Source organism: Roseomonas gilardii, assembly GCF_001941945.1.
Taxonomy (GTDB): Bacteria; Pseudomonadota; Alphaproteobacteria; order Acetobacterales; family Acetobacteraceae; genus Roseomonas.
In genome coordinates this window covers 2949459-2962162 of sequence record NZ_CP015583.1, presented here as the reverse complement: position 1 = coordinate 2962162, position 12704 = coordinate 2949459, and the positions used below count along the sequence as shown (strand labels likewise).

The 12704-nt window shown below is 70.9% G+C and carries 8 protein-coding genes; 4 read left to right on the top strand and 4 right to left on the bottom strand.

The genetic code is table 11. The features are described 5' to 3' along the window. Positions 1–47 precede the first annotated feature (47 nt). A complete protein-coding gene (locus RGI145_RS13545) occupies positions 48–1520 on the top strand; it encodes a SulP family inorganic anion transporter (protein WP_075798774.1) in 1473 nt (490 codons plus the stop codon). Positions 1521–1995: 475 nt separating this feature from the next. On the opposite strand, the gene RGI145_RS13540 is transcribed toward RGI145_RS13545, so the two are convergent. Next, entirely contained in the window at positions 1996–2706 is a 711-nt protein-coding gene (locus RGI145_RS13540) for a LysE family translocator (protein ID WP_083670707.1), read from the bottom strand. Positions 2707–2916: 210 nt separating this feature from the next. Between RGI145_RS13540 and RGI145_RS13535 the strand changes: the two genes are divergently transcribed. Then, positions 2917–4224, top strand: a complete 1308-nt coding sequence (locus RGI145_RS13535) for an MFS transporter (RefSeq protein WP_237183071.1) — start codon at positions 2917–2919, stop codon at positions 4222–4224. Positions 4225–4423: 199 nt separating this feature from the next. Next, positions 4424–4912, top strand: a complete 489-nt coding sequence (locus tag RGI145_RS13530) for a DUF1269 domain-containing protein (RefSeq protein WP_075798773.1) — start codon at positions 4424–4426, stop codon at positions 4910–4912. A 94-nt stretch (positions 4913–5006) separates the two neighbouring features. Here the strand turns inward: RGI145_RS13530 and RGI145_RS13525 are convergent, their stop codons facing one another. Further along, positions 5007–6869 (bottom strand): hypothetical protein, encoded by a 1863-nt coding sequence (locus tag RGI145_RS13525; protein WP_156878537.1) that lies wholly within the window; start codon positions 6867–6869, stop codon positions 5007–5009. A gap of 433 nt (positions 6870–7302) precedes the next feature. Between RGI145_RS13525 and RGI145_RS13520 the strand changes: the two genes are divergently transcribed. Next, positions 7303–8850: an amidohydrolase gene (locus tag RGI145_RS13520; RefSeq protein WP_237183070.1), complete on the top strand. Its 1548-nt coding sequence runs from the start codon at positions 7303–7305 to the stop codon at positions 8848–8850. A gap of 18 nt (positions 8851–8868) precedes the next feature. Here the strand turns inward: RGI145_RS13520 and ligA are convergent, their stop codons facing one another. Further along, a complete protein-coding gene (ligA, locus tag RGI145_RS13515; protein ID WP_075798770.1) occupies positions 8869–11046 on the bottom strand; it encodes an NAD-dependent DNA ligase LigA in 2178 nt (725 codons plus the stop codon). A gap of 432 nt (positions 11047–11478) precedes the next feature. Beyond that, positions 11479–12564, bottom strand: a complete 1086-nt coding sequence (locus RGI145_RS13510) for an L-dopachrome tautomerase-related protein (RefSeq protein ID WP_075798769.1) — start codon at positions 12562–12564, stop codon at positions 11479–11481. Between the last annotated feature and the right edge of the window lie 140 nt (positions 12565–12704).

Below are 12704 nucleotides of genomic sequence, written 5' to 3'. Positions count from 1 at the left end.
GACACGGCCCAAGGAACCGGGACCGTAGTTTCCCCCATGAGCCTCGCATGAGCTTCGACCTCGCACGCTACCGGGCCGAATGGACCGGCGGCAGCCTTCACCGTGAAATCCTGGCCGGGATGGTGGGCACCTTCGCCCTGATCCCGGAGGTGATCGCCTTCTCCTTCGTCGCGGGCGTCGATCCGGAGGTGGGGCTCTTCGCCTCCTTCGTGATCGGCATCGTCATCGCCTTCACCGGCGGCCGGCCCGCCATGATCTCGGGGGCCGCCGGCTCCGTCGCGCTGGTGGCGGCCGCGCTGGTCTCCTCGCACGGGCTGCAATACCTGCTGGCGGCCACGCTGCTCTGCGGGGCGATCCAGGTGGTCTTCGGCCTGCTCAAGCTCGACGTGCTGATGCGCTTCGTCTCGCGCTCGGTGCGGACGGGCTTCGTGAACGCGCTGGCCATCCTGATCTTCTCGGCGCAGTTGCCGCAGATGATGGACGTGACCTGGCACACCTATGCGATGATCGCGCTGGGGCTGGCCATCATCTATCTCGTGCCGCGCATCAGCGAGGCGATCCCCTCGCCGCTGATCTGCATCGTGGTTCTCACCGTCATCGCCATGGGCGTGGACATGCCGCTGCGCACCGTGGCGGATCTGGGGCGCCTGCCGGACTCGCTGCCCGCCCTGGTCTGGCCGCAGGTGCCGCTGAACCTGGAGACGCTGCGGATCATCTTCCCCTATGCGCTGGCCATGGCGATGGTCGGGCTGCTGGAATCCATGATGACCGCCGGGGTGGTGGACGACTGGACCGAGACCAACAGCTCCAAGCGCGCCGAATGCACCGGGCTCGGCATCGCCAACATCGCCGTCGGGGCCTTCGGCGGCATCGCCGGCTGCGGCATGATCGGGCAGACCGTGGGCAACCTGCGCTATGGCGGGCGGGGGCGGCTGTCCACCTTCGTGGCGGGGGCCTTCCTGCTGGTGCTGATGGTGCTGCTGCGGCCCTGGGTGGCGCAGGTGCCGGTGGCGGCGTTGGTGGCCATCATGATCATGGTCTCGGTCAGCACCTTCTCCTGGTCCTCGCTGCGCGACCTCGCGGCGCATCCGCGCCTGTCCAGCCTGGTGATGCTGGCCACCGTCGCGGTGGTGGTGGTGACGCACAACCTGGCGATGGGCGTCTTCGTCGGCGTGCTGCTGAGCGGCGTCTTCTTCGCCTTCAAGGTCATGCGGCTGATGCAGGTGGAGGAACGGTACGACGAGGCCAGCCGCATCCGGACCTATACGGTGAAGGGGCAGGTCTTCTTCGCCTCCGCCGAGATGTTCGCCGATGCCTTCGACCTGCGCGATGCGGTGGCGCGGCAGGTGGTGATCGACCTGACCGGGGCGCATCTATGGGACATCACCGCCGTCGGCGCGCTGGAGGGCGTGGTCAACAAGATGCGGCGCCACGGGCTGCGCGTGGAGGTGATCGGGCTGAACGAGGCCAGCGCCGGGATGGTGGAACGGCACGGGCGGTTCGGCCCGGCGGAGATGTAGGGCGAAGGGCGGGATGCATGACCCCCAGGGGCGTTACGGTCCGGCGCTGGCGCTGTCCGTTCCTCCCCCCCCCCCGCCCGCACGGGCCAGGGTCTTTCCCCCTATGCGCCCTCCCGGATTTTAGGGCTTTAAGATTTTAGGATTTTAGACCTTTATCCGTCCGGATGAGTGCGGGCTCTCCCATGCATGGCGAGCGCATGCCGCTCGGATTCTCGCTTCCAGGGGACGGTGACATGAGGGTGGAGTTGACTATATTCCTATAGCCCGGGCTGGGTCTGGGAAGCAAGGGGCGTTGGGCGCGGGGGGATCGAACACCTTCGGGCTGACGGTTACCGCGCGCGCCAGCCCATCGGGTCCAGGGCGCGGAGCGTCCTGGCGGTGAGGGGGACCGGGGCGAGAGGCGGAGCCTCTCCCCCGGGGCCGGACCCTTGCGCGTCCATGGGCCAGGGCATGCCGCCTCCCGGAACGACGGCGCCTATCGCCGGTCGAGCAGCAGGCGCAGTCCCAGCCCCAGGAAGATCGTGCCGGCGAGGCCGTTCAGCCAGCGGGTGGCGCGGGCGGAACGGTTCAGGCGGCCGACCGTCCGGCCGGCACCGGCGATCAGAATGGCGAAGAGCGGCAGGGCCAGCAGCGGCAGGAGCGGGCCCAGCAGCAGCATCTGGAGCCAGGCCGGGGCGAGGCCCGGCGCCACGAACTGCGGCAGGAAGGCCAGGAAGAACAGCGCGACCTTGGGGTTGAGCAGGTTGGTCAGCATGCCCTGGAGCACGATGCGGCCCTGGCCCCGGAGGTGCCCTCCCTGAAACCGGGGCGCCGCTCCGGCGGAGGGCGCGGCGGGGGCGATGCCCGCCTCGCCGCGCCAGGCGGCCCGCAGCGCCCCGAGGCCGAGCCAGACCAGATAGGCGGCGCCAGCGAGGCGCAGCAGGGCGAAGAGCATGGGCTCCGCCGCCAGGATGGCGGCCACGCCCAGCGCGGCGGCGGCGATATGGCAGAAGGCGCCGCAGACGATGCCCAGCACCGCCGCCCAGCCCCGCTGCGGGCCGCCGGACAGGGTCTGGCCCAGCACGAACATCATGTCCGGCCCCGGTGTCAGCACCAGGACGAGGCAGGCCAGGAGATAGGCGGCGAGCAGGGCGGGATCGAGCGGCATGGCGGTGGCTTTCTGCGCCGGGCGGCGGCGCCGGTCCAACGCATAATCCTGATCCCCGGCATCAGCGCCGCTGCTGCCCCGGCGCCGCCGGCCTGCCGTATCAGCCCCGCCCTGGGGGCAGGGCCGAGTGGAGGGAGTGGCATTGGTGACAGGCATGATGCGATGCAATATTGCGTGCCGCTACGCACCCGCGAAAGGAAACGTCTTCCTCTGCCGCCGGAGGGCGGGTGCCGGGCCCATGGACACCTGATGATGACCGAGAACGCAACAGACCGAAACCTGACACGCCAGGACGCCAAGACCCTCGCCCTTGCCTCGCTCGGCGGCGCTCTCGAATTCTATGACTTCATCATCTATGTCTTCTTCGCAGTCACGATCAGCAAGCTGTTCTTCCCCGCCGGCACGTCGGCATGGCTGGGAGACCTGCAAACCTACGGCATCTTCGCCGCCGGCTATCTGGCGCGGCCCCTGGGCGGCATCATCATGGCGCATTTCGGCGACAAGACCGGCCGCAAGCGCATGTTCTCCCTTTCCATCCTGATGATGGCGGTGCCGACGCTGCTGATCGGCCTGATGCCGACCTATGCCAGCATCGGCTATGCCGCGCCGCTGCTGCTGCTGGTCATGCGGGTCTTCCAGGGCGCCGCGATCGGTGGCGAGGCGCCGGGCGCCTGGGTCTTCGTGGCGGAGCATGTGCCGGCCAACCGCGTGGGCCTGGCCTGCGGCCTGCTGACCGGCGGGCTGACCGGCGGCATCCTGCTGGGTTCGCTGATGGCGACGGCGATCAACTTCGCCTATACCCCGGACGAGATCTTGGGCGGCGCCTGGCGCATCCCCTTCCTGGTGGGCGGCGTCTTCGGCCTGATCGCCATGTACCTGCGCCGCTGGCTGCACGAGACGCCGGTCTTCGAGGCGATGCGCGCCCGCAAGGCCGTGGTGCAGGAGATGCCGCTGAAGCAGGTGCTGCGCGGCCATGGCGCCTCGGTGGTGATCTCCATGGCGGTGACCTGGATGCTGACCGCGGCCATCGTGGTGGTGATCCTGCTGACGCCCTCGCTGATGCAGCGCCTGCACGACATTCCGCCGACCACGACGCTGATCGGCAGCAGCCTCGCGACGCTGACGCTGACGATCTGTGCCGTGCTGGTGGGCGTGCTGCTGGACCGCTTCAGCACGGTGGCGGTGGCGCTGGTGGGGACGGTGCTGCTGATCGCCTCGACCTATGCGCTCTATGTCGGCACCGCCGCGAACCCGGACAACCTGGTGCCGCTCTATGCGCTGGCCGGGGCCACGGTGGGGATCATCAACGTGGTGCCCTATGTGATGGTGCGGGCCTTCCCGGGGGCGGTGCGCTTCACCGGCGTGTCCTTCTCCTACAACGTGGCCTACGCGATCTTCGGGGGGCTGACACCGATGGCAGTGGGTACGCTGGCGGGCTTCGATGCGATGGGGCCGGCGCATTATGTCGCCCTGGCGGCGGTGATCGGCCTGGTCGCGGTGGTGGCCAACGGCATGCGGCGCGCCACGCCTTACGCTCCGCCCGTCGCGGCGGAGTGATCCCGGACGCCGCGGGGCTGCCCGCGGTGAGGTGAGCGGAGGAATGGGCGGGACCCGCGGGTTCCGCCCTTCGCATGTCTGCGCCCCGGCGCTGGCCCGGCCGGGATTGCAACGCAGGGATTCCTGACGCCTTCTATGCCCGGAGTCCCGCCGGAACCTCCGGCATGGGACCGCCCATCGAAGATGGAGGAGCCTGGACATGGCGGATCTGGTGATCGTTGCCTATCCCGACGAGCAGACGGCCGAGGCCGCGCGGCAGAAGCTGCTGAGCCTGCAGAAGGAGTACCTGATCGAGATCGGGGATGCCGTGGTCGCCGTCCGCCAGCCGGACGGGAACGTGAAGCTGAACCAGCTGGTGAACACCACCCTGGCGGGCACGGCCTCCGGCGCGCTCTGGGGCACGCTGATCGGCATGCTCTTCCTGAACCCGCTGCTGGGCACCGCGGTCGGCGCCGGGGCGGGGGCGCTGAGCGGCTACTTCACCGATGTCGGCATCGACGACAACTTCCTGAAGGATGCCACCCAGGCGCTGCCGCCGGGCGGCGCGGCGCTCTGCGTGCTGGTGCGCAAGGTCACGGCGGACAAGGTCCTGCCGGCCATGGCCGAGTTCGGCGGGACGGTGCTGCGGACCAACCTGACGGCGGAGCAGGAGAGCAGGCTGCGCGAGGGGTTGAAGACGGCGGGCTGACCCGGCCGCCGCCGCAGCATGGGGCCGGGGCCATGGGGGGCACCGGCCCTGGCGATCCGACGCGGCGGGTTCGCCTTTCCCGCCGCGAGGGCGGTCAGCCTTCGTCCATGCAGCGGCCGAGATCGAGGGCCGCGCCCGTGCCGGCCCCGCCCGTGCCATCCCCACCCCTGCCACGTCCCGGCGCGGCGGGGACAGGCTTCACCCCGGACAGGAAGACGCCCAGGACGCGGCCATCCTCGCTCGCCCCGGCCTGACGGGGGCTGACGGCATCCGGCGTTTCCAGCAGCAGCGTCAGCATCGAGCCCGGGGCCGCATCGCGCCAGGGCAGGAAGACCCGCTGGACCTTCGTGAATTCCAGGGAAAGCTGGCAGGCCCGGCCCCCCGCGTCGCGGATGGTGACGCGCTGCGGCGCGCCGCCGGGCGGAACATAGGCCGAGAGCGTCAGGATCGCGCCCAGCGTGTCCGGCCTGACGGGGACGCGCATCACCGCGGATTCGCCCAGGGACCAGCGGCCCCCGCGTTCGCGGAAGGACCAGCCGAGCAGCTCGGCCCGCTGCGGCATGGGCCGGAAGGCGATGGGCTGGCAGGCGAGGCCCAGCCGGGGCAGCGCGTCCCGGTAGGTCGCGAGATAGGTCGCCCTGCTGGCGCCGCCCGGGTCCGTCGGCCAGAGGACAGCGCGCGACAGCGCCTGCAGCACCAGCGGATCGTGCCCCATCCGGTCCGGCATCCGGCAGGAGCTCTCGCGGAGGAGGTCGAAGGCGCCTTCCTTTTCCGCCATGACCCGGGCGGAGGCGCGGTTGTGCAGGAAGGTGGCGCTGCCGAGCAGGCCCAGGCACGCCGCGCAGAGGAGCGTTGCCTGCCGGGCCCGGGCTGGGCCATGCCGCGCCGCGCCCTGGAGCAGCAAGGCGAGGCCTATGGCCGCGGCGATGCCCAGGCTCAGCGCGGAAAGGCGGGAGTCGACATAGGTGCAGTCCCCGTTCCGGCACCATGCCTGGTACTTCTGGGTGAAGGCATGGGCGAGCGTGTTGAGCCAAGCCCAGGCGAGGCAGGCGAGCAGGACCCGCACGGCCAGCCGGGCGTCCAGGCGCGCGGCCAGTGCCGGCAGCAGACGCGCGGCCAGCCAGGCGCCCGTGGCGAGCAGAAGGAGGGCGGGGGCGAAATCCTCCGGCGACGGGATGGCCAGGGAGAGATGGGGGAAGACGGTGCCGTTGACGGTGTGCAGGAGTTGCAGGCGGAGGATGTCGGCCAGCGGCAGGGCCTCCGCGATCGTGCCCGGGTAGTGGCTCGGGAAGACCAGGCGGTAGCCGAAATGGAGGGTCGCCGAGGCCAGCAGCGCCGCCCCGTGCACCTGGATCTCCCGGCCCCGGCGCGCCCGGGCCGCCATCAGCGCCAGCACGGCCAGCCCGAGCCCCTCCACCAGCGCGTATTCCAGCAGCATGGTCGCGGCGAAGAGGCCCAGCCCGGCGGCCAGGGCGGCCGGCACGGAAAGCTCTCCGGCGCGGGCCAGCCGGAGATGGATCGCCAGCAATGCCAGCAGCGGCAGGGTGAGCATCACCGGATAGGCATTGGGCGGCAGGTGATGCGCCACCATCGGCAGGATGCAGGCCGTGAGCAGCAGGGCGGCGCGCGTCAGCGGCAACCGGAAGCGCCGGGCGAAGAGGTGGCAGAAGGCCAGCAGCGTCAGGCCGAAACAAAGGACCACCAGAAGCCGGCCCCAGGCGTATTCCGGCAGCATGGTTCCCAGCAGAACCAGCGGCATGGCGGGATACATGCCGATGCGCCCCTGGTCCTCCGCGATGCGGGTAAGGCGGGCGACGAGATCCCAGGGCGAATCCATCTCGGTCAGGGTGACGTACTGCCAGAAATTGTCGTCGGCGGCCTGATGGAAGGCGGACAGGAAGGGCTGGAGCTGGATCGCGACGAAGGCGAGCAGCACGAGATCCGGCAGATGGCGCACCAGGCGGTCCGGAAGGAACCGGCTGCCGGTCCGTGGGCCGGGGGAAGGCTGGGCGTCCGGCCTGCGCGGCAGGGCCTTCCGGCCGGAGGCTGGCGCCAGTTCGCTGGCCGTGCGGGAGTTGGGAGAGCCAGCCCGTTGCCAGCGGCCCGTCGCGGTGAAGCCGGACAAGGGAGGGAATGCCTTCTTATTGAGAATGACGATCAATTACAGGAAACTGGGTGGCCGGACAGCAGATTTGTCACGAGCCATGCGCCGCCTGGATAGCTGCCCGGCTCGATCGTGGTGGGCGGGACCGGTTGGTGCCCCCCCCCGGTGGCAGAACCCCGCACGGCCTTCCAGGGCACCCTGTTGTTGCGCCGGGGAGGGGGCTCACCTAGCAGTCCTGTTCCGGATTTCCTGGGAGGACCACGATATGCGCCAGCATCCAGGCCTCATGCCCGCATCCCGCCGCTCCGTCATTCTTGGATCGCTCGCGACGGCCGTTTCCTGGTCGCTGGCCGGGATGGGCACGGCCCTCGCGCAGGAGGCCGGGAAGGCAGCTCCTCCGGCTTCCACCAAAGCAGCGCGTGGGGCAGTGGAGGCCTGCCGCGACGCCATCCTCCGCATCTCGCGCGAGGTCTGGGCGAACCCCGAGCTGTCGCTGCATGAGGAGGTTTCCTCGGAGATCCACCTGCGCGAGCTGCGCGCCGCCGGCTTCACCATCGCCAGCCAGGGGACTTCGGGGATCCCGACGGCCTTCGTCGCGGAATGGAGCCAGGGCCAGGGCGGTGCGAAGATCGGTTTCCTGCCGGAATACGACGCGCTGCCGGGCCTGGGCAACGCGGCCGAGCCCCGGCAGGTGCCCGGGCCGAAGGGCGTCGGGGTCGGCCATGGCTGCGGGCACAACATGCTCGGCGCGGGCTGCACCGGCGCCGCCATGGCGCTGCGGAAGATGATGATGGACGGCGGCCATCCGGGGACGATCCGCGTCTATGGCTGCGCGGCGGAGGAGACCGAGGGTGCCAAGGTCTATATGGCGCGCGACGGGCTGTTCGACGACCTGGATGCCTGCCTCGCCTGGCATCCGGCGCCGATGACCGGCACGGGCATGCTGCGGACCGCCGCGATGAACCTGCTGCGCGTTCGCTTCCGGGGCCGCAGCGCCCATGCCGGGGTCGATCCCTGGGAAGGGCGCAGCGCGCTGAAGGGGGCCGAGATGTTCGGGATCGGCGTCCAGTTCATGCGGGAGCACCTGCGCCCCACCACCCGGCTGCACTACGTCTATACCGATGGGGGCGAGGCGGCGAACGTCGTGCCGGACCGGGCCGCGGTCGCCATCGTGATCCGCGACACCAACCGGAAGCAGGTCGGGGAGGTGACCGGCTGGGTCCGCGAGGTCGCCGAAGGGGTGGCCAGGGCGACGCAGACCGCGGTGGAGATCGAGCAGCCCTTCGGCCTGCACGACCTGCTGCCGAACGAGGTGCTGGTCCGCCGCATCCACCAGCACATGTCGGCCGTGCCCGTCGAATGGACCGCGGCGGAGCAGGATTTCGCCCGCGCCTGCCAGCGCGAGTCGAAGCTGCCGGAGGCCGGCCTTGCCACCAGCCTCCTGCCCCTCCTGCCGGAGATGCAGACGGGTGGTTCCACGGATGTCGGCGATGTCAGCTACAACACGCCGACCGGCCTTTTCGCCTGGGCGACCATGCCGGCGGGGGTGGGGCTGCACACCTGGCCGGTCACGGCCTGCGGCGGCACCTCGATCGGCGACAAGGGGTCGATCAACACGGCCATCGTCATGGCCGGGGTCGGCTATGACCTGATGACCGACCCGGAGCTTCGTGCCCAGGCGAAGGCCGATTTCCGCAAGCGCCGGGGCGACGGGCCCTATGTCTCGCCGCTGCCGGAGGGCAAGAAGCGCCCGGAGGGCATCCCGCCGCGCCTGCTGCTGCGCGACGGCACCGGGGAGTTGACCGACGAGTTCTACGAGCTGGGCTCCCGCTAGGGGGCGGGCGGACCGCGCTCAGCCCGTTCCGGCCCCCATTCCGGCCAGTTCGCGCCATTCCGCTTCGGTGAGGGTGCGGAGCTCCAGCTCCGCCGCCTTCTTGGCCTTGGAGCCGGCATCGGCGCCGATCACCACGAGGTCGGTCTTCTTCGAGACACTCTTGACCACCTTGGCGCCGAGGGATTCGGCGCGGGCCTCGGCCTCCTGCCGCGTCATGGTTTCCAGGGAGCCGGTGAAGACGATGCTCTTGCCGGAAAGGGCGCCTTCCGCCACCGCCTCGGCGGGCTGCGGACGGACCTCCCGCAGCAGGTCGTCCAGGGCCTCCAGGTTGCGGGGCTCGGAGAAGAACTCCACCAGCTCCTGCGCGATGGCGGGGCCGATGCCCTGGATGCCGCCCAGATCCTCCCGTGCCTCGGAGCCGATGACGCGGGCATCGAGCATGGCCTGGCGCCAGTGTTCCACCGTGCCGTAGTGGCGGGCGAGAAGGCGGGCGTTCTGCGCGCCGATGCGGCGGATGCCCAGGGCGAAGAGGAAGCGTTCCAGCGAGGGCTCCCGCCGCGCCTCGATGGCGGCGAGGAGGTTGGCGATCTTCCTCGAATCCTTGCCGGAAGGGTTCTTCCCCCCGCGGCCGCCCCAGCCCTCCCAGCCGCGCATCCGCTCCGTATGGGCCTTGAGGCGGAAGATGTCGGCGGGGGTGTTCACCAGGCCCTCGCGGTGCAGGAGCTCGATGTTCTCGATGCCCAGCCCCTCGATATCGAGCGCGTTGCGGGAGGCGAAGTGGATCAGCCGCTCCACCTGCTGCGCCGGGCAGATCAGCCCGCCGGTGCAACGCTTGATCACCTCGCCCGGCGGCCGCACGGCATGGGAGCCGCAGGCGGGGCAGGTGTCGGGGAAGACGAAGGGCTGGCTGTCCTTCGGCCGCTTCTCCGGCACGATGCCGGTGATCTGCGGGATCACGTCGCCGGCGCGTTGCAGGATCACCGTGTCGCCGATGCGCACATCCTTGCGGGCGATCTCGTCCTCGTTGTGCAGCGTCGCGTGCTGCACCATGACGCCGCCCACATTCACCGGCTGCATCACCGCGCGCGGCGTCAGTGCCCCGGTGCGGCCGACCTGGATCTGGATGTCGAGCAGCGTGGTGGTGGCCTGTTCCGCCGGGAATTTCCAGGCGATAGCCCAGCGCGGGGCGCGGCCGACGAAGCCCAGGCGGCTCTGCCAGTCCAGCCGGTCCAGCTTGTAGACCACGCCGTCGATGTCATAGGCGAGGCCGGCGCGTTTCTCCGCCAGCTCCGCCTGGAAGGCCTCGGCGGCATGTTCGTCGGGCAGGAGCCGGGACAGGGGGTTCACCTGGAAGCCCCATTGCTCCAGCCGCTTCAGGTACCCGGAATGGGTCTCCGCCACCGGCTCGCTGGACTCGCCCTGGGCATAGGCGAAGAGACGCAGGGGGCGGCTGGCCGTCACCATGGGGTCGAGCTGGCGCAGCGAACCGGCGGCGGCGTTGCGCGGGTTGACGGGGATGCGGATGGCCGGGCCCACCGGCTCCCCCGCGGCGCGGCGGGCCTCGCGCTCCTCGTTCAGCCGGGTCTGCTCGGCATGGAAGGCCAGGAAGTCGGGCTTGGTCATGAAGACCTCGCCCCGGATCTCGATGCGGGCGGGGCAGGGGGCGGGGAGCTGGCGGGGAAGTTCGTCCAGCGTTTCCAGGTTGCGGGTGATGTCCTCGCCCACCGTGCCGTCGCCCCGCGTGGCGCCGCGCACGAAGCGCCCGTCCTCGTAGAGCAGGTTCACCGAGAGGCCGTCGATCTTGGGCTCGCCCACGAAGCGCAGCACCTCCTCGGCCGAGAGGCCCAGGAAGCGGCGGATGCGGGCGGCGAATTCGGCGAATTCCCCGGGGCCGAAGACATTGTCCAGGCTCAGCATCGGCGTGCCGTGCCGGCTCTTGCTGAAGCCCGCCGCCGGGGCCGCGCCGGGCGAAGCCTCGCTCGGGCTGTCCTCCCGCTTCAGGGCGGGGAAGCGTTCCTCGATGGCCGTGTTGCGGCGGCGCAGTGCGTCATAGGCCGCGTCCGTCAGGATCGGCGCGTCCTGCTGGTGATAGGCGAGGTCGGCCTCGGCGATCTGCCCGGCCAGGCGGGCAAGCTCGGCCCGGGCCTCCTCCTCGGTGAGCGACTCGACGGGCTGCAATTCGATGCGGTCGGACATGGCGGCTGGCCTAGGGCAGATCGGGTAGGAGCGGAAACGCCGGGTGATGGCGGAGCAACGCGGCAGGAAGGTGTTCGGGTGAAGGGGCTGTGGCCCGGGGGGAAGGCGCTGCCTTTCCCCCCGTACCCCCCATCCGCCAGGACGCTGCGCGCCCTGGACCCGGTTCGCTGGTTCCTGCTGGTGCCGGATCGCGCCGGAGAGCCATGCTCTCCGGCGACTGCGGGCGCCGCCAACGTGGGCAAGGTGCTTTTCTCGGAGGCCCGCCGATCCACCTGCTTCCGGGGATCGGGCCGTGGGCTGACTTTGCCACCGATGCCAACTCAAGGCGGGGTCTGGGGGGATACCATCCCCCCAGCGGAGGGGTGCCGGGGGAGGCGGAGCCTTCCCCGGGGCCGGCCAGGGGAGCGCCCCGAAGCGCTCCGGCCCGTCGGCCTATCGCCGGACCGGCGGCGCGCCGAGGGTGAACTTGAAGACCCGGACCGGCTGCACCACGCGCGACGTGCCGCCCTGGAAGGCGGGGAGGCGGTTGAGCTGGGCCGCCGGCAGCCAGAGGTCGCCGGCATCGTCGATCCACATCGCATCCACCCAGAGCAGGCGCGGGTCCTGCACCAGGGTGGTGACGGTGCGGTCGGGGGCGATGCGGAGGATGGCGAGCTTGTCCGTGTCGCTGGCGTAGATGTTGCCGGCGGCGTCGATGGCCGTGCCGCCCGTGGAGCCCGTCTGGGCCCAGGGCTCCACATGGCGGGCGCGCTCGCTGTCGGCGAGGTTGCGGTCGTCCACGTAGCGGGTGGCGATGCGCGACATCGGGCCGGAGCAGGACTGGTAGTAGAGCCACTGCCCGTCCCGGGAAACCTCGATCTGGTCGGCATGGATGAGGACCGGGCGGCCGTCGAGGCCGCGCAGCTCCTGCCCCTCGGCCGTCAGGGGGCGGCGGGCGGTGAGGGAGGGATCGCCCTCCAGCACGCGCCATCCGGCGCCGCGGTCCAGGTCCATCACGATGATCGCGGGCTGGCCGGCATCGGTGACATAGGCGAGGCGCGCGTTGAAACGCACGTCGTCGATGAAGCTGCGCTCGCCGGTCAGCTCGTCCAGCCGGTAGATGCGCTTCGCCTTGTTGGTGGCGAGGTCGATCTGCACCAGCTTCGGCCCGCCGGACAGGGCCGGCTTGCCGATGCCCGGGCTGCCGGTATCCACCACCCAGAGGTCGCCCTCCGGCCCGATGCGCAACGCGTTGGCGCGGACGAAGGCGTTGTTCGGTGCCGTGCCGGGACGCCAGGCGTTCCAGGCGGCGTCGGGATAGGGGCGGTACTGGCCGTTCACCCATTCGGCCACGCGCGGCCCCTCGGCGCCGTCCAGCCGGGCGAAGACCACGAAGACGCGCCCGTCGCGGCTGGTGGTGACGCCCTGGATCGGCGTGTCGGATTCCAGCACCGGGGTCAGCCCGTTCTGGATGGGCATGGCGCAGGCGGCCAGGAAGGGAAGGGTCATGCCGGCGGCGAGCAGGCTGCGTCGGTTCATCGCGTCCTCGATCGGAAAGGGGGCGGGACGGGCGCCGCGCAGCCTCGGGATGGGTGGGGACGCGGCATGGACCGGCCCGGCGAGGTGGCGGCAAGGGCCCGCAGGCACCGGAGGAGCCGGCGCCCTGCCCCAGGGAAGAT